17 protein-coding genes and 1 riboswitch are annotated in these 21,000 nt (G+C 71.9%); of the genes, 5 read left to right on the top strand and 12 right to left on the bottom strand.

The window, feature by feature from the left end:
• Positions 1–276 precede the first annotated feature (276 nt).
• Positions 277–1,878: a benzoylformate decarboxylase gene (gene mdlC, locus C6W10_RS06525; protein WP_107257266.1), complete on the bottom strand. Its 1,602-nt coding sequence runs from the start codon at positions 1,876–1,878 to the stop codon at positions 277–279.
• A gap of 255 nt (positions 1,879–2,133) precedes the next feature.
• Positions 2,134–2,277: riboswitch (cyclic di-AMP (ydaO/yuaA leader) on the top strand.
• Positions 2,278–2,714: 437 nt separating this feature from the next.
• Between mdlC and C6W10_RS06520 the strand changes: the two genes are divergently transcribed.
• Positions 2,715–3,578: a C39 family peptidase gene (locus tag C6W10_RS06520; protein WP_107257265.1), complete on the top strand. Its 864-nt coding sequence runs from the start codon at positions 2,715–2,717 to the stop codon at positions 3,576–3,578.
• A gap of 162 nt (positions 3,579–3,740) precedes the next feature.
• Here the strand turns inward: C6W10_RS06520 and C6W10_RS06515 are convergent, their stop codons facing one another.
• The 6 genes from C6W10_RS06515 to C6W10_RS06490 all read right to left on the bottom strand — a co-directional run bounded on the left by C6W10_RS06515 (position 3,741) and on the right by C6W10_RS06490 (position 10,549).
• Entirely contained in the window at positions 3,741–4,289 is a 549-nt protein-coding gene (locus C6W10_RS06515; protein ID WP_107257264.1) for a DUF2231 domain-containing protein, read from the bottom strand.
• A gap of 177 nt (positions 4,290–4,466) precedes the next feature.
• A complete protein-coding gene (locus C6W10_RS06510) occupies positions 4,467–5,255 on the bottom strand; it encodes a GNAT family N-acetyltransferase (RefSeq protein WP_107257263.1) in 789 nt (262 codons plus the stop codon).
• A gap of 46 nt (positions 5,256–5,301) precedes the next feature.
• A complete protein-coding gene (locus C6W10_RS06505; protein WP_107257262.1) occupies positions 5,302–7,002 on the bottom strand; it encodes a CDP-glycerol glycerophosphotransferase family protein in 1,701 nt (566 codons plus the stop codon).
• A 52-nt stretch (positions 7,003–7,054) separates the two neighbouring features.
• A complete protein-coding gene (locus tag C6W10_RS06500) occupies positions 7,055–8,647 on the bottom strand; it encodes a bifunctional cytidylyltransferase/SDR family oxidoreductase (protein WP_107257261.1) in 1,593 nt (530 codons plus the stop codon).
• Positions 8,648–8,835: 188 nt separating this feature from the next.
• On the bottom strand, positions 8,836–9,660 hold the full coding sequence (locus tag C6W10_RS06495; protein ID WP_369930656.1) for an ABC transporter ATP-binding protein: 825 nt from the start codon (positions 9,658–9,660) through the stop codon (positions 8,836–8,838).
• Positions 9,653–10,549, bottom strand: a complete 897-nt coding sequence (locus C6W10_RS06490) for an ABC transporter permease (protein ID WP_107257260.1) — start codon at positions 10,547–10,549, stop codon at positions 9,653–9,655. The genes C6W10_RS06495 and C6W10_RS06490 overlap by 8 nt, the downstream gene beginning before the upstream one ends.
• Positions 10,550–10,704: 155 nt before the next feature.
• Between C6W10_RS06490 and C6W10_RS06485 the strand changes: the two genes are divergently transcribed.
• The 4 genes from C6W10_RS06485 (at position 10,705) to C6W10_RS06470 (ending at position 16,390) form a co-directional block, all read left to right on the top strand.
• Positions 10,705–11,349 (top strand): TetR/AcrR family transcriptional regulator, encoded by a 645-nt coding sequence (locus C6W10_RS06485; protein WP_107257259.1) that lies wholly within the window; start codon positions 10,705–10,707, stop codon positions 11,347–11,349.
• Positions 11,350–11,513: 164 nt separating this feature from the next.
• Positions 11,514–12,620 (top strand): DegT/DnrJ/EryC1/StrS aminotransferase family protein, encoded by a 1,107-nt coding sequence (locus C6W10_RS06480; protein WP_107257258.1) that lies wholly within the window; start codon positions 11,514–11,516, stop codon positions 12,618–12,620.
• Positions 12,617–13,663 (top strand): Gfo/Idh/MocA family protein, encoded by a 1,047-nt coding sequence (locus C6W10_RS06475; protein WP_107257257.1) that lies wholly within the window; start codon positions 12,617–12,619, stop codon positions 13,661–13,663. Before C6W10_RS06480 ends, C6W10_RS06475 begins: the two co-directional genes overlap by 4 nt.
• A gap of 120 nt (positions 13,664–13,783) precedes the next feature.
• Positions 13,784–16,390, top strand: coding sequence for a glycosyltransferase (locus C6W10_RS06470; RefSeq protein ID WP_107257256.1), 2,607 nt, complete (start codon positions 13,784–13,786; stop codon positions 16,388–16,390).
• Between the two features lie 67 nt (positions 16,391–16,457).
• Here the strand turns inward: C6W10_RS06470 and C6W10_RS06465 are convergent, their stop codons facing one another.
• The 5 genes from C6W10_RS06465 to C6W10_RS06445 form a co-directional block, all read right to left on the bottom strand.
• Positions 16,458–17,015, bottom strand: a complete 558-nt coding sequence (locus tag C6W10_RS06465; RefSeq protein WP_159079527.1) for a hypothetical protein — start codon at positions 17,013–17,015, stop codon at positions 16,458–16,460.
• The gene (locus C6W10_RS06460; RefSeq protein WP_234361644.1) at positions 17,008–18,297 is read right to left on the bottom strand and encodes a glycosyltransferase family 4 protein; all 1,290 of its coding nucleotides are present in this window, start codon (positions 18,295–18,297) and stop codon (positions 17,008–17,010) included. Before C6W10_RS06460 ends, C6W10_RS06465 begins: the two co-directional genes overlap by 8 nt.
• On the bottom strand, positions 18,290–19,369 hold the full coding sequence (wecB, locus tag C6W10_RS06455) for a non-hydrolyzing UDP-N-acetylglucosamine 2-epimerase (RefSeq protein WP_107257254.1): 1,080 nt from the start codon (positions 19,367–19,369) through the stop codon (positions 18,290–18,292). The genes C6W10_RS06460 and wecB overlap by 8 nt, the downstream gene beginning before the upstream one ends.
• Before the next feature lie 130 nt (positions 19,370–19,499).
• Entirely contained in the window at positions 19,500–20,339 is an 840-nt protein-coding gene (locus C6W10_RS06450) for a hypothetical protein (RefSeq protein WP_107257253.1), read from the bottom strand.
• 15 nt (positions 20,340–20,354) lie between these two features.
• A complete protein-coding gene (locus C6W10_RS06445) occupies positions 20,355–20,996 on the bottom strand; it encodes a bifunctional 2-polyprenyl-6-hydroxyphenol methylase/3-demethylubiquinol 3-O-methyltransferase UbiG (RefSeq protein ID WP_107257252.1) in 642 nt (213 codons plus the stop codon).
• Positions 20,997–21,000: the final 4 nt, after the last annotated feature.

Genomic DNA, 21,000 nt, shown 5'->3' with positions numbered 1-21,000 from the left:
CAGCTCACAGGCGGTGCTACTCGGCCGTACGCATGGTGTAACGACCGGCGGGCAGCCGGCATTCCGCCGTCAGCAATTGATCATGAGATCGGCGAAGGTCTCCGACCCGGCGGACCGGATCGGCGATCATGGGCGAAACAGCCCGGAGCGTGTCGACCACCCCGATGTCCCGTTCAGCCGGTATCAGCCCGGTCAGCTCCGGCCCTGGCGGAATCGGACGGGCCGCACCCCGATCCCCGACCACGGCCGTGACGGTCGGCGGTCGGCGGTCGGCGGTCAGAGCAGCGGGGCGACGTCCCGGGTGATCGGTACGGCCAGCACGGTCGGACTCTCCGTGCCGAGTGCCGCCCGGAACGCCGCCCGGAACTCGTCCACCGATTCGACCTGGTGTGCGACACAGCCGTAGCCGCGGGCGATGCTCGGGATGTCCAGGCCGGGCAGGTCGAGTCCGGGCACCCCCGGCGCGTCCTCCAACTCGGCGAAGGCCTTCAGCACCCCGTACGCCCGGTTGACCGGCACCACGAAGACGACCGGCAGCCGGTGCTGGGCGGCGGTCCAGAGCGCCTGCGGCGAGTACTGGAACGAGCCGTCCCCGATCACCGCCACCACCGGCCGGTGCTGCCCGGTGTCGCGCTGGGCGAGCGCGATGCCGACCGCCGCCGGCAGCGCGAAGCCCAGGCCGCCGCTGGCCATCTTGAAGTACGAGCCCGGTCGGGTGATGGTCAGTTGCCGGTGCAGCACGCTGAGGTTGGAGGGGGATTCGGGCACCACGATGCCGTCCGCCGGCCATTCGGCGGCGAGCGCCCCGAAGAGTGCCTCCGGGGTCAGCGGGGTGCCGGGGTCCGCGTCCGGCACGGCGGGGCGGGTCGGCGGCATCGGCCGGTCGGTGGCCGGCAGCCGCTCGGCCAGCCCGGCGCAGGCCAGCGTCACGTCGCCGACCAGGCTGTCGCCGACCGGTGCCCGGGCCGCCTCGGCAGGGTCGTCCGTGACGTGCAGCAGCCGGGTGCCGTCCGGCAGGTAGCCCCGCCGACCGGGGACGTACGGGTAGTAACGGAACACCGGGGCACCGATCACCAGTACGGTGTCGTGGCCGACCAGTTTCTCGGCCAGCGGGCCGATCGCCGGCGGCAGCAGCCCCTGGAACTGCGGGTGGTCCTGGGGGAAGCCGACCCGGTCGGCGAAGGGCGGCTGCCAGACGGGTGCCCGGGTCCGTTCGGCGAGGGCGACCGCCTCGGCCCAGCCGGCGCTGCGGTCGACGCCTGAGCCGATCACCAGCATGGGGTGTCGGCTGGCCGCCAGGATCTCGGCGAACCGGTCCAGTTCGGCCGGGTCGGGGGCGACCCGGGTGCTGACCCGGCGTACCGGCGCGGTGCCGGTGGCCGGCTCGTCCCAGTCGTCCAGCGGCAGGGAGAGGTAGACCGGCCCGGCCGGCGGCTGTACGGCGGTGGCGAGCGCCCGCATGAACGCCTCGGGAATGTCCTGCGCGCGCAGCGGCTCGTGACTCCATTTGACGTACGGCTCGGGCAGTTGGGTGGGGCGCACGTTGGTCAGCATCGGCTCGGACAGATTCATCGTCCGGGTCTGCTGGCCGGCGGTCACGATCATGGGTGTCTTGTTGTGCCAGGCGGTGACGAGGCTGCCCATTCCGTTTCCGGTGCCGGGCGCGGTGTGCAGGTTGACGTGCACCGGCCGGCCGCTGGCCTGGGCGTAGCCGTCCGCCATCGCGACCGCGGAGGCCTCCTGGAGAGCCAGAACGTAGCTGAAGTCGGCCGGAAAGTTCTTCAGGAATGGCTCCTCGGTGGAGCCGGGGTTGCCGAACAGGGTGGTCAGGCCGAGGGAACGGAGCAGGTCGTAGGTAGCTTCGTGCACCGTCGTCATCGGAAGGAGCCTCCTGCGGTCTTCGTCCCATGTTCGAGCCACCGGACCAAGCCGGCATTTCCGTCATACCGTACGCGTACATGATCATGCCGGTTTATCCGCCGGTCGCCTCCCGGCCCGGCTGCCCGGCCGGCGCTGTCCCAATCGCGCTCCGAGTCACTGTTTTCGCTGTTCAGTGGGGTTGGCAACGACAGAAGTCGACCAGTAATCTCGGCGAGTCTGGTCCGGCCCCTTGGTCGCCGTACGGGTGACACCGGAGCAGACCCGCCGAGTCGTTACGTAACGAGCCGGGGACCCACAGTTATCTGGGGTGAATCCGCGAGCCGCTGTGGCCCGCGGTAGGGCGGCCTTCCTGCCCGAATCCGTCAGCTAACCCGGTAGGCGGTGTCGGAAGGAGTAGCTGTTCGTGCGGCACCACCCGGGCCCCGGCCCATCCCCCCAGTTCCCTCGCTGCGTCGCGCCCCCGCCCCCGGCCGTCGCGACCGTCCCGGACCACCCGGTCCCCGGCGGCCACCCCAACCTGGCCCGATAGCGGTCCGTGACGCCGAAGTCGTCGACGCGCGGGCACCCCGCCGGCCCGCTGGCCGGCAGTTTCCGGTGGAGGCCGCCGGTCGGCCGCGACGGATCGTGGTGGCGCTGATTCCACCGGTACGCCGATAGCGGCGCCAACCCGGTCGGCACACCCTCGGTCCGTCCCGCCGAATGCGTATCGGCGGACCTTTTCCCGTGCGATTCCGTGCGATTTCGCGTCACGTTTCCCCGCAGCAGCGAAAGAAACGTCGCGTCATTTCTCGCCCCCCGGTGATAGTGGCGCGCATTTCCTCTGGAGGACAACGTTGAAGCACGCAATTAACGGGCGGTTCCGGACCGTCATGTCGGGCCGGCGTAACCGGCTCGCGCTCGCCTCGGCAGCGGTGCTCGCCGCCGCCGCGTCCACCGGGGTCGTGCTGACCTCGGACGGCTCGGCCGAGGCACCGCAGCCCTCGACCGTCGCCGTCGCCGACCTCGGCGCCCCGGCGGCGGGTCAGGCCGGAGCGGCGGTCACCACCGCACCGGAGACGACCGCACCCGCGACGACCGCACCGGCCACCCCGTCACAGCCGGCCACCAGCGCGCCGGGCACCTCCACGCCCAGCGCTGCGGCGAAGGCGGCTGCGGCCAGCACCCCGAGCAAGCGCCCGGCACCCCCGGAGTCGAAGCTGCTGGACTACCAGTTCCAGGCCCAGATCAACGGCTGGTACTGCGGCCCGGCCGCCACCCGGATCGCGCTGACCGTCCGGGACAAGAAGCCCAGCCAGGACGCCGTCGCCGCCGACCTCGGCACCACGATGAGCGGCACGAACTCGGCCCAGGACACCACCCGGGTACTCAACAAGATCATCGGTACCGACTTCTACCGCACCACCGCCATCCCCGGCGGCGCGGCCACCCCGGCGCAGATGGACCGGCTCCAGGCGGACGTCGTGCACGCCGTCACCAGCGGGTACGCCGTGGTCGTCAACATCGCCGGCTCGGCCACCGACCTCGCGGGCGGCTGGCACAGCTACCCCGGCGGGCACTACCTGACCGTCGTCGGCTACCGCGACGACGGCCGCACGGTGAAGATCGCCGACCCGGCCATCCCGGGCGAGGACAGCAACTACTGGATGACCACCATCGACCTGGCGAACTGGGCGGCCACCCGGGGCTACTCGTCCTGATCCGCCCCGTCCGCCGGTAGCAGCACCGACGACCCGCCGGTAGCAGCACCGACGACGCCGGCCCGACCCACCCACCCGGACGACCCGTGCCGACCGGGGGTGTGGGACGGGCCGGCGTCGTCGTCGCGAGCGGTTCCGCGCCCGGCCTCGATCAGTCGCGGATCACTGGCCCTGCCACACCGCCTGGGCGCCGGTGTCACCGGTACGGAACACGTAGTACAGGGTGATCCCGGCCGCCGCCAGGGAGAGCACCCCGAGCACCAGGGTCAGCACCGGTGACCCCTTGGCGGTCGCGGCGGCGGTCCCCTCCGTGCCATCGGCGCCACCCTCGACCCCGGCGGTCGCCGGTGCGGGGGCGGCGGTCCGGGGGCTGACGAGGAAGACCAGCGCCAGGGCCAGCACCCCGAGCACGAGCGTCGCGTACAGGGTGTTGGTGCCGAGGTCCTGGTGCTCCGCCAGCCTCGGGACGTACTCCGGGCTGACCCGGTTACGGGACTCCAGCCGGGCGAGGAAACGGTCGCCGGAGAGCTTGGCCATCAGCGCGGCGAGCGGGGTGGCGACCGCGAGCAGTCCCAGCACCCAGCGCAGGTGCGGGCGGACGAACGGCAGGAACGCGTACCCGACCGCGGTCAACGCGAGCAGTGGCACGAAGACCACCGCGGCATGGACCAGGAACGGGTGGGCGGGAATGCCCATGAACTCCTCGAGCACCGGCGCCTCCTCGGCGACAGATCGGCTGGCGACAGACAGGGATGGACGACAGGCGTACGGGCCGGTGGACGGCGAGCCGGCAGCCTGGCGGATCGGCGGGCTTTCCAGAACGTTGACATGGTGCCCGGGGTGCGCACCCTTGACAAGGGCGACACCGTAACCCGGTGGTGGTGCTGTTCAAAGAGGACGGACGTCCGGGGCGGACGGCGGCTCGCCGACGACGTACTCGGCGTACTCGGCGACCGGGGTGAAGCCGAGCCGGTCGTAGAGCTTGTACGCCGCCGTGTTCTCCGCGACGACGTTCAGTGCCACCGTGTCGACGGTCTCCAGCAGCCGCCGGCAGAGCGTCGCCACCGCCGTACTGGCCAGCCCCTGCCCCCGGTACGCCGGAGCCGTCGTCACGTTGCCCAGCGCGCTCACCCGGTATCGCGGCGACCAGACGTGCACCCCGGCGACGGAGACCAGTTCGCCGGCCCGGCGCAGCCCGACGTAGTGACCGGTCTCGACCATCCGGGGGTCGAACCAGTTGTCCGGATAGGCCGTCCGGTAGAAGGCCGTCAGTTCCGGTATGTCGGCCTCGGTCAGCACCTCGCCGCCGGACGCCACCCGGGCCAGCCGGTCCGGGTCGGTGAGCGCCATCTTCAGGTGCGCGCCGCGTGACCTGAGCGGGTACTCCCGGGCCAGCACCGCCTCGCCACCGGGGGAGAGGTGCGCCTCGAAGTGCCGGGGCAGCAGCGGAAGGAGACCGGTGAGCAACTCGGTCAGCACCGCCGGTGAGCGGTGCAGCGCCAGCAGCACCGGAGTGGACCCACCGTGGTAGAGCAGCGCCACCGCGTCGTCGCGCCGATACCAGGTGGTGTACGGCCAGTAGAAGTCGTCCAGGTCGCCGAGTTCGTACGCGTGCAGGTGCGGGTCGCGGCGCAGCAGACCGGCCAGTTCGTTCCGGTCGTGGCTGGTCCTGATCATCGTCACCGACGCATCATGGCACAGCCCTCGCGTCGGGAGCGTGCGCTCAGGGGACCGGCGCGGGGCGGGGCGACGGTACGGACTGGGCAGCCCCGGCGCCGTCCAACTGCCGGCGGGCCTCGTCGAGGAAGCCGTCGGCGTAGCGCTGCTCCGGGAAGTCCCCGAGATAGCGGGTACGGGTCCGCCACCGCACCTCGGCCAGCGGATCGCTCTCCAACAGCCGGTCCAGTACGTCGTCCAGATTGGACATCTGCGAGTCCAGCACGTAACCCGAGCCGGCCAGCGGGAAGCCCTCGACGAACCGCTCGCCCTCGCCGACCCGGTCGGTCACCGCGTACGGCTTGCCGGAGTAGAGGTAGTCGGAGATCACCGCCGAGACGTCCGAGACCAGCGCGTCGGAGGCGTTGACGCAGTCGACCAGGCTCATCTTCTTCGCCGCGTCGGCGCCGAAGACGTGCCGCCGTCCCGTGCTGGCCCGGTGCTCGGCGAGGAGCTGCTCGATCCGGGCGAGCTGCCGGGCCGACGCCGGGTTCTGCGAGGTGTACGGGTGGGCCCGCAGGATCACCGTCACGCCCCGGTCCAGCAGCCGGCGGACCAGGGTCTCGCCGACCGGCAGCGAGCAGTGGTCGACGTCGGCGTTGTGCCCGGTCCAGGTCGGCGTGTAGAGCACCACCTTGTCGGCCCGGTCCCGGATCGGCTCCCGGCGCACCGCGATCGACTCCACCTGCGGGCGGCCGACGATGGCGAACTTCTCCCGGGGGATGGTCACGCCGTTGCGGGCGTACCGGTCGATCGCCGCCTGCCCGGCGACGAAGATCCGGTCGAAGATCGCGGAGACCGGGTTCGCGCTCGGCGCCTTGTCACTGTCGCCGTGGTGCAGCTGGATGTGCGTGAGGTGCGCGAAGCGGATGCAGTGGCTGTTCTTCGCGCCGTGGTTGACGTAGAACGCCACCCGCAGGCTCGGCACGATCGCCTCGTCGATCGAGCGCGGCGTCGGGCAGACCACCACCGGCGCCCTGGTGGCGGCCGAGATCGCCGGCAGGAAGTTCGGCTCCCGGAGCAGCACCATGAACGGCCGGCCGATCCGCTCCAGGTACGGCAGCCACATCATGACCTGGTATTCCGAGCCGGGCGGCGCGGAGAAGTAGAGCAGGAACTCCGGCTGGTGCCGGCGCAGCGCCTGGGTGACCGCACTCTGCCCGCCGGAGGGCCGCAGCCGGCGCAGCGCGATCGGCCCGACCGCGCCGACCGCGGCGGCCGCGCCGACCAGCACGGTCAGCACGAGGGCGGGCCAGACCGGCAGCGTGAACGCGGCGCTGCCGGCGAGCAGCACCAGCAGGACCAGCACCGCCGGCCCGAGCCGGTCGGCGACGAGCAGCGGCGACGACCGTACGCCGAGGTTGGCCGAGCGGACCTCCAGCTCGGCGGCGTCGCGCAGCGGCCGCTCGGCCAGGGTCAACCCGAGCAGGGCCGTACCGGTGAGCGCCAGCGCCACCGAGTTCCACCCGGACCCGGGCAGCCGGTGGGCGTATCCGACCAGTACCCCGGCGATCAGCAGGACCGGCTCGGCGACCAGCTCGGCGCGGGGGTTGACCCGGCGCTCCAGCCAGAGCGCGACCGCACCGGCCCCGGCCAGGGCGAGGCCCGCCAGCTCGGCCGAGGTGAGGGCGAGGAGCAGGAAGGACAGCACGGCCAGGCCGGCACTCAGACACCGGACGGTCAGTTTCCTGACCAGATCGCCACGCATGCGCTTCCTTCCTCGGATCGCCGGACCGTGGTCCCGACAGTGCGGGAGCTGGCTAGGGAGTGCCGACCCGGGGCGGCGGCACCAGTTCGGTGGAGCGTTGCCGGCCGATCCGGCCGACCCCGGGCTCCCGCTCCGGACCGTCCGGGGACCGGCCGTTCAACTCGGCGCCGGTGGGCTCACCCGGCTGCGCAACCGGCTCCGCGACCGGGTCGCCGGGGGAGCGGCGCACGTCGACCACCTGCCCGGTCAGCCCGGAGAGCAGCACGTCCAGTGAGACCCGGGCCACCGTGTCGGCCGCCAGCAGGGTGTGCTCCGGCTCCTCCCCGAACGCCCGGGTCCGCATCGGGGTCGCGGTCCGCTCGGGGTTGACGCAGTTCACCCGTACGCCGAATTCGGACCACTCGTCGGCGAGCGCCTGGGTGAGGTTGACCACGGCGGCCTTGGTGGCGGAGTAGAGGGCGTACCGGGCCCGGCCCCGGGTGTAGGAGCTGGAGGTGTAGAGGAGCAGCTGCCCCCGGGTCTGCTTCAGGTAGGGCAGCGCCTGCCGGGCGATGTCCACCGGGGCGACCAGGTTGACCTGGAGCATCTGCGCGATGGTCGCCTCGTCCATCTCGGCGAGCGCGCCCATCCGGAGCACCCCGGCGGTCACCACCACGTGGTCGATCCGGCCGGTCGCCTCGAACGCGCCGCGCAGCGCGGCGGCGACGTCCTCGCCCCGCTCCACGTGGGTGCCGGTGCTGGACCGGCTGACCGGGAAGACGTCCGCCCCGTAGCCCCGGGCGACCTCGGCCAGCCGTTGGCCGATGCCCTCGCTGCCGCCGAAGACCACCACGGTCCGGCCGCTCAGCTCCTCGACGTACGCCCGCTCGTCGACGAGCCGGGGCGCCTGGGCGGCGGCGAGCTGGAACAGCTTGTCCGCCAGGTGTACGTCGACCGGGTGGGTGACCTTGATGTTCTCGTCCGAGCCCTCGATGACCTTGATCGGCACCTCGGGCAGGTAACGGAGCACCACTCCGCAGTCGTCGGTGGCGCTGAACTCCGGGTCCTGCCCGGCCAGTTCGTAGGCGGCCCGGATGGTGCGGGACCGGAACGCCTGCGGGGTCTGCCCCCGGCGCAGCCGGGACCGCACCGGGATGTCGGTGATGCAGTCGTCGTCGTCCACCTGGATGATCGTGTCGGCGGACGGGATGGCCACGTCGACGGCGGAGTGCGTCCAGAGCGCGTTGACGCACTCCCGGACGATCCGGGGGCTCAGCAGTGGCCGTACCGCGTCGTGGAAGAGCACGTTGCAGTCGTCCGGGCCGATCGCCGCCAGCGCCAGCCGGGTGGTGGCGTTGCGGGTGTCACCGCCCTCGATCACCTGGCTGACCTTGCGGAAGCCGGCCTTCTCGACGATCTGCCGCGCCTCGTCGAGGAAGCCGGGCGCCATCAGCACGATGATGTCGTCGATCTCGGGCGCGTTCTCGAAGACCGCGACGGTGTGTTCGAGGATCGGCTTGCCGGCGATCTTGAGTAGCTGCTTGGGGATGCCGAGCCCGACCCGGGTCCCGGTGCCGCCGGCCAGCACCACGGCGACGGTCCGGGTGGGCCGCCAGGGGGCGGCGTCCGGCTCGCCGGCCGGCCGCGTCGCCGGGTTCTGCACCATTGCCGATCCTCACTGACTGTGCTGGTCGATGGGTGTTTCCCTGCGTCGTCGCGCCCCTCGCGCCGCCGACGGCGCCGTCGCGCGGATCCGATCGGGTCGCGGGCGACCCCTAGGACCCTAGCGCGGCGGGGGCGGGGCAGGTCGCCCGTGACGCTGCCGCCGCCCGAGGTCCTCCGCCGTTGTCCGGACTACGTCCGGTTCATGTACTTCTCGTACTCCGGTACCACCTCGTCGGTGGGGCCGTCCGCCCGGATCACCCCGGACTCCAGCCAGATCGACCGCTCGCAGGTGGTCCGGATCGTGTCGATGCTGTGGCTGACCAGGAAGACCGTGCCGGCCTCGGCGCGCAGCTCGCGGACCCGCTGCTCGCTGCGGCGCCGGAACCGGGCGTCACCGGTGGCCAGCGCCTCGTCGATCAGCAGCACGTCGTGCTTCTTCGCCGCCGCGATCGAGAAGCGCAGCCGGGCCGCCATGCCGGAGGAGTACGTCCGCATCGGCAGCGAGCTGAAGTCGCCCCGGTCGTTGATCCCGGAGAACTTGACGATCTCCGGCGTGACCTGCTTCACCTGGGCCGGGGTCATCCCCATCGCCAGGCAGCCCAGCGCGACGTTGCGCTCGCCGGAGAGGTCGTTGAGCAGCGCGGCGTTGACCCCGAGCAGCGAGGGCTGGCCCTGGGTGTAGACGGCGCCCCGGCTCGCCGGCAGCAGCCCGGCGATCGCCCGCAGCAGGGTCGACTTGCCGGAGCCGTTGCTGCCGATCAGGCCGACCGCCTCACCCCGGTACGCGGTGAAGCTGACGCCCTTGACCGCGTGCACCTCGCGGACCGCGGGGGACTTGGTGCCGGTCAACATCCGCTTCAGGGCGGCGACCGGGCTGCCGTTGCCGCCCGCGCCGGCCCCGTAGACCCGGTAGATCACGTGTACGTCGTCGACGACGACGGTGGGGATCCGGGGACCGCCGACCGTGGTGGTGGTCGCCGAGAGGTTGGTCTTGGGATCGATCGGTTCAGCCACGGCCGTACTCCTTCTCACCACGCCAGAAGTAGATGAACCCGAGGACGCCGGCCAGGAGTGCCCAGCCGATGCCGAGCAGCCAGGACTGGGTCTGGGACGCGGTCACCGGCGCCGTCTCCATCAGCGCGTGCCGCATCAGCTCGATGTAGACCAGCAGCGGGTTGAGCTGCACCAGCGAGGCCGCCCACTCGGGCAGGTGCCGCTCGAAGTTCTCCACGCTGTAGAGCACGCCGGAGGCGTACATCCAGGTGCGCATCACGAACGGGACGAGCTGCTTCAGGTCGGTGATTTTCGACCCGAACCGGGCCATCGCCATCGCCAGCCCGGCGTTGAAGACCGACTGGAGCAGCATGACCGGGACCAGCAGCAGCCACTCGACGGTCAGCGGCTCCCCGTCGATCAGCACGATCCCGGCGAGTACGACGATCGAGGCGAGCAGGTGCTGGAACTGGGTGAGCGTGATCGCGATCGGCAGGCTCGCCCGGGGGAAGTGCAGGGCCCGGATCAGCCCGAGGTTGCCGCTGATCGCCGTCACCCCGCCGCTGACCACCGACTGGGTGAAGGTGAAGACGAAGAGCCCGGTGCAGAGGTAGGCGATGAAGTTCTCGACATCCCGGCTGGTGCCGAGGATCACGCCGAAGATCAGGTAGTAGACCGCCGCGTTGGTCAGCGGGGTCAGCACCTGCCAGACCCGACCCAGCCGGGCGGTGCTGAACGAGGCCGCCAGCTTGGCGTTGGCGTAGGCGGTGATGAAGTGCCGATACGACCAGAGCTGTTTGACGTACGCCCCGAGGCTGGGTCGCGCCCCGGCGACGGAGAGTCCGTAGCGGGCGGCCAGTTCTGCCTGGGTCAGCTCTGAATCGGGATGTGCTACCGCCGTGCTGGCCATAGCTGGGCGCTCCGATCTGTCCGGGCTCGAAAGAGTGCGCGACTTCCGGGCCGGAACCGTTGCGGGCAAATGCCGTCCGGGGCGTCGCTGCGTGGCAAGGTAGTCCAAACTACGTCGGGACGCAACCGTACCGTCGTCGCGCTATATTGGCCCACGTGGCGACCGACAACCGGCGTGCTCCGGCGGGAGCGGCGGTACTCCGTGGGGAGATAACCGACGCACTCCGCCGAGCCGTGATGCAGGAACTCGCCGCGGTCGGATACGGGCGTCTCTCGATCGAGGCGGTCGCGCGCCGGGCCGGCGTCGGCAAGACGGCGATCTATCGCCGATGGAGCTCGAAGCTGGAGATGGTGCTGGAGATCGTGTCCCGGGTTGCCGGGCAGAGCCTACCCTTACCGGACACCGGCAGCCTAAAGGGTGACCTGGAGGTGCTGCTGCGGATCGTGGCCCGGGCGCTGCGACACCCGCTGGCCTCGCAGATCGTCCCGGACCTGCTGGCCGAGGCGGCCCGCAACCCGGAGATCGCCGAGACCCTCCAGCAGGCCCTGCGGACGAACCAGCGCGACGTCGGCATACTCTTGCTCGACCGGGCGGTCGGTCGCGGTGAGCTTCCCGCCGAGGCGGATCCGGACGTCGCGGTCGACCTGATCATCGGTCCCCTCTACTGGCGGCTCGCCGTCGCCCGCACCCCGTTCCCGGAGGACTACCTGCCTCGAATGGCCGCCGCGATCGCGGCCGGGCTCGGCGCGCGGGGCCCGATGCCGGTGGGAGGGGGCCTCGACGTCGTACTCCCCGGCTGACCGGCGGCCGGCGCCCGATCCGGCCCCGCCCGGCCGCACCACCCCCGGCACCCCCCGGGACCCCGATCCACCCCGTGACCAGAACCCCACCACCCATTTCATCGACCGCGTCAAGAGCTAGCATCGCTGCCGGACGCGATCCCCTCGTCGACAGGAGGATGCCCATGACTGGGCAGCAAGACCTGATTCCATCCGCGAAACCAGTTATCGGAGAAGCTGAGATCGAGGCCGCCGTACGGGTGCTTCGCAGCGGCCGGGTGGTCCAGGGGCCGGAGGTGGCCGCGTTCGAGGAGGAGTTCTCCGAGCTGGTCGCCGGACGGCACTGTGTCGCAGTCAACTCGGGCACCTCCGCCCTGCAACTGACCCTGATGGCGCTGGGGATCGGCCCCGGCGACGAGGTCGTGGTGCCGTCGTTCTCCTTCGCGGCGAGCGCGAACGCGGTCCGCCTGGTCGGCGCCGAGCCGGTCTTCGCCGACATCGAGGCCGGCAGCTTCTGCCTGGACCCGGCCGCCGTCGAGGCCGCGATCACCCCGCGCACCGTGGCGATCATGCCGGTGCACCTCTACGGCCACCCCGCCGCGATGGACCGGCTGATGCCGATCGCGCAGCGGCACAACCTGGCCGTCGTGGAGGACGCCGCCCAGGCGCACGCCGCGGCCCTGAACGGGCAGCCGGTCGGCAGCTTCGGCACCGCCGGGTGCTTCAGCTTCTACCCCACCAAGAACATGCACTCGCTCGAGGGCGGCATGATCACCACCGCCGACGCCGAGCTGGCCCGGACGCTGCGGCTGCTGCGCAACCAGGGCATGGAGCAGCGGTACGCGAACGAGATCGTCGGGGCCAACATGCGGCTCACCGACGTGGCCGCGGCGATCGGCCGGGTGCAGCTCAAGCAGCTCCCGGAGTGGACCGAGCAGCGGCGGTCGAACGCCAAGTTCCTCGACGCCCGGATCACCGCCGCGGTCACCCCGCCGGTGGCCGACGCGGCCCGGCACGTCTACCACCAGTACACGATCCGGGTCACCGGGGACCGGGACGCCGCCCAGCAGAAGCTGCTGGACCGTGGCGTCGGTAACGCCGTGTACTATCCGACTCCGATCCACCGGTTGAAGCCGTATCTCGGCAAGGACGGCCAGCCGGGTCCGTGGACCCTGCCGGAGACCGAGCGCGCCGCCCGCGAGGTGGTCTCGCTGCCGATCCACCCGTCGCTGAGCGCGACCGACCTGGAGCGGATCGCCGACGCCGTGAACAGCCTGGAGGGCTCACAGTGAGTGTCGTCAGCGGCCAGGGGCGTACGCTGCGCGCCGGCCTGATCGGGCTGGGCGCGATGGGGCGCAACCACGCCCGGGTGCTGTCCAACCTGGACGGTGTGGAGCTGGTCGGCGTCGCCGACCCGGCCGGCGACTCGACCGGCACGGTCCGGGCGCCCGTGGTGGCGACCCTGGCCGAGCTGATCGCGATGAAGCTCGACTACGCGGTGGTGGCCTGCCCGACCGCGCTGCACGAGCAGGTCGGCCTGGAACTCGCGGCCAACGGGATCAGCGCGCTGATCGAGAAGCCGCTCGCCCAGTCCGTCGAGACCGCGCAGCGGCTGGTGGCCGCCTTCGAGGCGGCCGGGCTGGTCGCCGGGGTCGGGCACATCGAGCGGTACAACCCGGCGTTGCAGAACCTGCGCAGCCGGCTGGAAGCGGGCGAGCTGGGCGAGGTCTTCCAGGTCGTCACCCGCCGGCAGGGGCCGTTCCCGCACCGGATCGCCGACGTCGGCGTGGTGATGGACCTGGCCACCCACGACATCGACCTGACGAGCTGGGTGACCGGCCGGGAATACACCTCGGTCTCGGCCCGCACGGTCTCCCGCAGCGGCCGGCTGCACGAGGACATGGTGGCCGCGGTCGGCCAGCTCGCCGACGGCACGATGGTCAACCACCTGGTGAACTGGCTGAGCCCGCTGAAGGAGCGGTCGACGGTGATCACCGGCGACCGGGGGTGCTTCGTCGCCGACACCCTCACCGCGGACCTCACCTTCTATGCCAACGCCGCGATCGACACCGAGTGGGAGGCGCTGCGCGCGTTCCGTGGGGTGGCCGAGGGCGACATGGTGCGGTACGCCATCCCGAAGCGCGAGCCGCTGCTCGTCGAGCACGAGCGGTTCCGTGACGCGGTGGAGGGCAAGGAGAGCGACATCGTGACGCTGCGCCAGGGCCTGCGTACGGTCCAGGTGGCGGCGGCGGTGCTCCAGTCCGCCACCGACGGCAGCACGGTGTCGGTGGCGCCGGGCGACCGGACCGTCGACGACCTCTCCACGACCGGCTGATTCCGCGCGCGGCCCGGTGCCGCGCGCGGTTTCCGCGAAAGACACCCGGGATCCGGTGGTGTTCGCACAGGCCCGCCACAGTCGGGCAAGAGTCAGCTCGTCTTATCTGGAGGATCGCGCATGACACCGCCCGCTCGCCGACCGCGACTGGCAGTGATCGTCGGAAACGGCATCACCGGGGACTCCCGGGTACAGAAAACCGCCATCTCGGCGGCGCGGGCCGGCTGGGAGGTGCTGCTGATCGGCGCCGGGCGGGGACGCGCCGTCAAGTCGACCATGGGCGCGGTCCAGGTCGTCCGGGTCGGCGTCGCCGCGCACATGCGGGCGAAGCAGAAGGGGCACAAGCTCCGCCGGATCGTCACCCAGTTCGGGATCGCCGACAAGGAGGCGCTGGCGCGTACCCGGGCGGCCAACCAGACCTGGGTGCGGCAGACCACCGCCCGGATCGGCCGGATGCGGTCCACCGAGGGCCGGTCGGCGGCGGCGAACGCGATCGTCGTACCGGCCAGCCGGGCGCTGGGCGCACTGGTCCGGGCCCGCCGGCTCACCCACAAGCTGCGGGTCCGAGCCTTCCAGTGGGAACAGCGCTACCAGGCCGCGCCGACCGGGCAGTGGGCCAAGGACTGGCCGTACCTGCTCGACCTCGACCTCGCGTTCGGGCCGGCGATCGAGGAGTTCAAGCCGGACGTCATCCACGCCAACGACATCACGATGATCGGCACGGCGGCGCAGAGCGTGGCCCGGATGCGCAACCGGGGCGAGAAGGTCCGGTGGCTCTACGACGCGCACGAGTACGTGCGCGGCGTGGACTGGCCCGACCCGTTGCAGGCCAGCGCCTTCAACGCGCTGGAGAAGGAGTTCATCGGCTTCGCCGACGCGGTGGTGACGGTCTCCCCGGAGATCGCCGAGCTGCTGCGCAAGGACTACAAGCTCAAGAAGACCCCGCTGGTGGTCCGGAACGTGCCGATCCGGGAGACGGTGAACACCGGCCGGGAGACCTATTCGGTACGCCGGGCCTGCGGCCTGGAGCCGGACGTGCCGCTGCTGGTCTATTCCGGCTGGCTCGCCGCCGAGCGCGGGCTCGGGGTGGCCGTCGACGCCCTGCCGGAGCTGCCCGAGTTCCACCTGGCGATCGTCTCCGGCCGGACCAGCCCGGACCTGACGATGCTGCTGGAGAAGGCCGACAAGCTGGCTGTGCGGGACCGGATCCACGTGGTGCCGTACGTGCCGCAGCACGCCGTACCGGACTACCTCTCCTCGGCGGACCTCGGCCTGATCTGCTCCAAGCGGACGCTGAACTACGAGATCTCGCTGCCGACCAAGCTGGCGGAATACCTGCACGGCGGGCTCCCGGTGGTGGTCAGCGACGTGAAGACGCTCAGCGCGTACGTCCGGAAGCACAGGGTCGGCGAGGTCTTCCGCTCCGACGACGCGGCGAGTTTCGTGGCGACGGTGACGCACGCGATGGCGAACCGGAAGCAGCTGGCCGACGCGATCACCGAGGAGATCCTCACCGACCTCTCCTGGGAGACGCAGAGCGCCGGCCTGATGCGGCTCTACTCGGAGATCTCCGGAATCACCCCGCCGAACCCGCGTCCCGAGGTGCGCTGGTCGCTGACCGAGCAGCCGGTGCCGGTCGCCGGTCCGGCCACCGAGCCGGGACCGCTGCCCCGGTGGCGTCCGCTGGACAACACCAGGGTCCGGCTGGGCCTCGGCCCGGCCAACTACGCCGGCCAGCTCGCCACCTTCGCCCAGGCGATCTGCCGGAGCAACCCGGAGGTCTCGGCCGAGGTCGTGATGGTGAAGACCTCGCCGACCCTGCTCTATCCGGCGGACGTCTACGTCGACCAGGCCCGGCTGCCCGACCTGGACTGCCAGCTCGAACAGGTGCAGCGGGCGATCGGCCGCTACACCCACCTGGTCGCGGACGCCTTCCTGCCGTTCTTCGGGCACCTGAACGGCAACAACATCGAGGGTGACCTGCCGGCGCTGCAACGGGCCAAGATCAAGGTCGCGCTGCTCGGCCACGGCAGCGAGGTACGCCACCCCAGGCGGCACCTGGCCCGGCACGAATACTCGCTGTTCCGGGACGCCCCGGACGGCTACGTCGAGCGGTACACGGCGCGGGCCGAGCGCAACCGGAAGGTGGCCGAGGAGACCGGGCTGCCGCTCTTCGTCACCACCCCGGACCTGCTCGACGACCTGCCCTGGGCGACCTGGGCGCCGCTGGTGGTGGACCTCGACGCCTGGGCCACCGACCAGCCGGTGATGGAGCGGCCCCGACCGGTGGTGCTGCACGGCCCGTCGAAGCGCTGGACCAAGGGGACCGACCGGATCCTGCCGGTGCTGAACGAGCTGCACGAGCGGGGCGCGATCGAGCTGAAGCTGGCCGAGAACGTCGCCTGGAAGGACATGACCGAGCTGGTGAAGACCAGCGACATCGTGATCGACCAGTTCACCACCGGCAGCTACGGGACGTTCGCCGTCGAGGCGATGGCCGCCGGCAAGCCGGTGGTCGCCTACCTGAGCGACAGCGTGGCGGCGACGGTCGGCAGCACCCCGCCGATCGTGAACGCCACCCCGGCCAACCTCCGCCAGGTGCTGGAGTCCCTCCTGGACGACCGGGCCGGCACCGCCCGCCGGGGCGCCGAGTCGGTGGCCTACGTCCGGGAGTACCACGACGGTCGGCGTACCGCGGCGGCGTTCGCGGGCTTCCTCGCCAGCTGACGTGCGAGGAACGGCCCCTTCTCGTCCCGAAGAGGGATGAGAAGGGGCCGTTCCTTACCCCACGTCTTTACAGTACGGCACCGACGTCGAAGCAGAGCGTGGGTGCGACGTTGCGCGCCGTCAGGTCGGCCAGGATGGTGGCGGCGGCCGGCATCGAGCCCGGATCGCTCACCACCAGGACGTCGAACCGACCCGGCTGGAGCACGTACCGGTCCAGCAGCCGCAGCCGGGGGTCGCCCTTCTTCGCGTAGAGCGGCTGGAAGAGCCGCCGGTAGACCGGCAGGCCGACCCGGCGGTGCACCCGGTCCGCGAACGCCCGCTGGTACGCCCGGTTGGCCTTCTTCGACCTGCCGGCCAGCGGCCCCCGGCCGACCGCCTTGAACAGGAAGCCCGGTCCCCGGACCAGCACCATCTGCTCCACGGCGAGCGGTGCCAGCCGGAGTTCGAGCTTGGTCAGGTCCACCACCCGGAGCTGCTTGGGCAGCTTCTCCCGGCGCCACTTGCCGATGTCGTTGACCACCAGGGTGGCGCTGCCACCGGCGGCGATCACCCGCTCGACGTCGGCCAGCACGGCGAGCCGGCGGGAGCCCTCCAGGGCCAGGATCAACACCTGCGGTTCAGCCATCGGTGCGGGCATCCCATCCGGTCGTGGTCGACATCCCCGGGCCCGGCGTGCCGAACCACGCCTCGCGGTGGCTGCGGGCGACGGCGGGATAGCTGTACCTGTCGGCGAGTTCCCGACGGGCGCGGTCCAGGTCGAGGCCGTGCGGGAAGCGGTCCCGCAGCCGGCGGTAGCCGTCCACGATGGACTCCGCGTTCTCCTCCACCGGGATCAGCTCGCCGGCCGCCTCCTCCAGTCCGGCCAGCGTCTCCTCCGGCCCGCCACAGCGGGTGACCAGCACCGGCGTCCCGGCGGCGATCGCCTCGACGATCGTCATGCCGAAGGTCTCGAACCGGCTCGGGTGCACCAGCAGGTCGTGCTCGCGCATCATCCGCAGCGCCTCGTCCGGCGCCACGGCACCGGCGAAGGTGACCGCCTCGGCGACGCCGAGTTCGCCGGCCCGCCGGGTCAGGTCCTTGCGCAGCTGTCCCTCGCCGACGAAGGTGAGGGTCAGCGCCGGCTCCTCGGCCCGGCACTTGGCGAACGCCTCCAGCAGCCAGGAGACGCCCTTGCGGGGGAGCAGGCCGCCGACGAAGAGCCAGCGGTGCAGCGCGCTGACCGGGGTGGCCCGGGGCTGGTCGAACGAGATCGGGTTCGGGATGAAGCCGATCCGGTCGGCGTGGTGCGGAAACGCCTCGACCAGAGGGTTGCGTACGGCGTCGCCGACGGCGAAGAAGCCGGCGCAGCGGTGCAGCAGGTCGTCGTACATCGCCCGCGCCTCGGGCTGTTCCAGCACCAGGTTGAGGAAGGTGGCGTGCTCGGTCACGAAGACCCGGGCGTCCGGCCGGGCGTTCTGCAACGCCGCCCAGCCTCCGGGCAGCCCGACGTGGGCGTGCACCACCGGGGCGTCGATCGGGGCGTTGCCGAGCGCCGCCCGGAGCGCCTCGGTGTGGTTGCGGGAGATCGTCGCGTAGTCCGGGGTCACCGGCATCACCACCGGCAGGTGCACCAGGTCGGCGCCGCCGACGGTGGGGCGGCGGTGTACGCCCTGCGGCAGCAGTGCCCGGAACGCCTCGTCGATCGCGGCGGTGGTCTCCGCCGGCAGCCGGTGCCCCCACTCGTCGGTGTGGTAGACGGTGACCTGCTGGTATTCCGGTGCGGTCGCCTCCACCATCGCCTGCACGAAGGCGCCCCGGAACGGACGCTGGCCGGTCGGATACCACGGGGTGACGACGGCGACGTCGCTGGCGGGATTCGTCTGCACCTGCTTCGGTCCTCGGTTCGCCGGGCGGTCTCGGTCAGGCATGCCGCTCGAGGATCTCGACGACCCGCTGCGCAGCGGTGCCGTCGCCGTACGGGGCGGCGCGCTCGGTCGTCGGCGTCGGCCGGGTCGCCGTGGCGACCCAGTCGGGCGTACCGGCCGGGTCCGGGACGAGCCGGTTCCAGTCGCCGTCCAGCGTCTCGACCCACTCGGTCTCCGGGCGCAGCGTGGTGCAGACCCGGCCGAGCAGGAACGCCTCCTTCTGCAACCCGCCCGAGTCGGTGACGACGCCGGCCGAGCCGAGCACCGCCGCGACCATGGCGGCGTAGCCGACCGGGCGGCCGACGTGCAGGGCGCCCTGGGCGAGCTTCAGGCCGTATTGTTCGGCGCGGGCCAGCAGCCGGGGGTGGGCCAGCAGGGCGACCGGTACCGGCAGCGCGGCCAGCGCCGCGACCAGCCCGGCGAGCCGCTCCGGGTCGTCGGTGTTCTCCGCCCGGTGCAGCGTGGCGAGCAGGTACGGCGCGGTCGGGTCGATCCCCTCCGGTAGGGCGGGCCGGGGGTGCTCGCCGGCGAGTACGGCGTCCCGGATCCGCAGGCAGACGTCGACCATCACGTCCCCGGCCAGCACGGAGCGGGCCGCCAGCCCCTCGTCGGCGAGGTGCCGCATGGCCTCCTCGGTCGGGGCCAGCAGCAGGTCGGCGGCGTGGTCGGTGAGCACCCGGTTGTGCTCCTCCGGCATCCGCCGGTTGAACGAGCGCAGCCCGGCCTCCAGGTGGGCGACCTTGAGGTGCTGCTTGACCGCCGAGACCGCACCGGCCAGCGTCGAGTTGGTGTCGCCGTAGACCAGTACCCAGTCCGGGTTCTGCTCGGCCAGCACCGGGTCGATGCCGGCCAGCACCGCGCCGGTCTGCACGCCGTGGCTGCCGGAGCCGACCCCGAGGTGGACGTCCGGGTCGGGGATGCCCAGGCCGGAGAAGAAGACGTCGGAGAGGTCGGCGTCGTAGTGCTGACCGGTGTGCACGATGACGTGCTCGTGATCCGTTCGGGCGAAGGCCGCCGCGATCGGCGCGAGTTTCACCAACTGCGGGCGGGCTCCGACAACGCTGACAACCTTCACTGCGGATTACTCCCGGCGTCGATCGACGGTGGAATGCGGGGCATCGTGCTGACTCGTACGCTTCCGGCCGCGCACGCTTCGCGCGACAAGGCGGGAATGGTACAGCAGCCCCCGGTGCCCACACGATACGTCACTCCGTGGGTGATCTCCCAGCCGACCGCTGCCGGCGTCCGCGCCAGGCCCGGGCGAGTTCCCGGGGTACGTCGACCAGCGCGCGGGCCGGTTCCCGGGCTCCCCGGGCGAAGGCGCTGCCGAGCCGGAACCCGGCCGACGACTCGACCTCGGCGAGCCGGCGCCGCGCCTCGCGCAGCTCGGTGTCCCGCTCGGCGAGCAGCCGCTCCTGCGCCTCGACCCGCCCGGTCAGTTCGGCCAGCCGTCGCCGCACCGGCCGGCTCACCAGGTCGGCGAGCTGGTACTCGTTGACCACCCGCAGCAGGGTGGTCAGCTCCGTCGCGTCACCGCCGTCCGGTTCCGGCTCCTGCCCCGGACCGGTCCCGGCCGGCTCGACCGGGGTACGGGCGTCGACCAGATAGCCGCGCAGCGGGGCGAGCCGTTCCACCCGCTCGACGACCAGCGCGGCGGAGACCCCTCGGATGGCGGCCCGGTCCAGCGGGGAGACCTCGCGGATCTGGCACCCTCCGGCCACCAGCGGCCCGACCAGCCGGTGGTACGGCAGCTCCTCGATCGACCAGCCGATCAGCAGCGCCGCCCGGGTGCCGGGGCGGGCCCGGCGCAGCATCGGGGTCAGCGCGTCCGGGTCGGTGTGCGCGGGCGAGTCGGCGCCGAGCAGGCAGAGCGGCAGCGACTCGGGGCCGAACTCGGCGCCGGCCGCCTCGTCGAGCGGCTGGCGGCGGTAGGCCACCTCCGGCGGCAGTCGCAGTTGCCGCTCCAGCCTGACGTCCGGGTGGCTGACGTCGACCACCTCGCGTACCCCGTCGAGATAGCGCGGCAGGATCTCGGAGATCCGCATCGGCCTGTTTCCTCCTCAGCCGGTCCGGGTGAAGACGTGGAACCCGTTGGGGTTGCCGCGGAACGCGTACGGGCGCCAGCCCTCGAACCGAAGGCCGCACTCCCGGGCCAGCCGGACGTACCGGTCCCGGCCCCGGACGACCTGGTAGTTCCCGTACCTCCGGTCGCCGTCCCCGCCCCAGTCGGCGAGGACGAGCCGGCCCCGGAGCCGGACCAGCGAGGCGAGGTTGCGCACCGAGCGCTCCCACTCGGCGTCGTCGAGTACGTGGAAGAGCACGTCGACCGAGAGCACCACGTCGTACGGCCACGGGCTGCGCCAGCCCGACAGTGTGGACCGGAAGTACCGGGCACCGCCGCCGCGCTCCCGGCAGTACGCCAGCGCGCTCTCGCTGGCGTCGATCCCGTCGACCTGGTGGCCGAACCGGGCCAGTTCCCGGCTGAACCAGCCCTTGCCGCAGCCGGCGTCGAGCAGGAACAGCGGCGCGACCGGGTCGGACTGGTGGCCGATGATGTCCAGCAGGAGGCTGAGGCGCAGGATGTAGAACATCCGGTTCGTCGGCTCGTCGAAGGACATGTCGCCGCCGGAGCGCAGGTCGCCCTCCCGCCGGTGCCGGTCGTTCCAGTAGGCGTCGTTCTCCTCGGCGGAGAGCAGCTCCACCCTC

Source organism: Plantactinospora sp. BB1 (genome assembly GCF_003030385.1).
GTDB lineage: Bacteria > Actinomycetota > Actinomycetes > Mycobacteriales > Micromonosporaceae > Plantactinospora.
The sequence above is the reverse complement of the archived record's forward strand: the minus strand, read 5'-3'. Positions and strand labels throughout refer to the sequence as shown.

What these genes read in the sequence shown, in the direction of transcription:
- mdlC (WP_107257266.1), bottom strand. Translation starts at nt 1,878, where the DNA reads ATGACGACGGTGCACGAAGCTACCTACGACCTGCTCCGTTCCCTCGGC.
- C6W10_RS06510 (WP_107257263.1), bottom strand. Translation starts at nt 5,255, where the DNA reads ATGATCAGGACCAGCCACGACCGGAACGAACTGGCCGGTCTGCTGCGC.
- C6W10_RS06505 (WP_107257262.1), bottom strand. Translation starts at nt 7,002, where the DNA reads ATGCGTGGCGATCTGGTCAGGAAACTGACCGTCCGGTGTCTGAGTGCC.
- C6W10_RS06500 (WP_107257261.1), bottom strand. Translation starts at nt 8,647, where the DNA reads ATGGTGCAGAACCCGGCGACGCGGCCGGCCGGCGAGCCGGACGCCGCC.
- C6W10_RS06490 (WP_107257260.1), bottom strand. Translation starts at nt 10,549, where the DNA reads ATGGCCAGCACGGCGGTAGCACATCCCGATTCAGAGCTGACCCAGGCA.
- C6W10_RS06480 (WP_107257258.1), top strand. Translation starts at nt 11,514, where the DNA reads ATGACTGGGCAGCAAGACCTGATTCCATCCGCGAAACCAGTTATCGGA.
- C6W10_RS06470 (WP_107257256.1), top strand. Translation starts at nt 13,784, where the DNA reads ATGACACCGCCCGCTCGCCGACCGCGACTGGCAGTGATCGTCGGAAAC.
- C6W10_RS06465 (WP_159079527.1), bottom strand. Translation starts at nt 17,015, where the DNA reads ATGGCTGAACCGCAGGTGTTGATCCTGGCCCTGGAGGGCTCCCGCCGG.
- C6W10_RS06460 (WP_234361644.1), bottom strand. Translation starts at nt 18,297, where the DNA reads ATGCCTGACCGAGACCGCCCGGCGAACCGAGGACCGAAGCAGGTGCAG.
- C6W10_RS06450 (WP_107257253.1), bottom strand. Translation starts at nt 20,339, where the DNA reads ATGCGGATCTCCGAGATCCTGCCGCGCTATCTCGACGGGGTACGCGAG.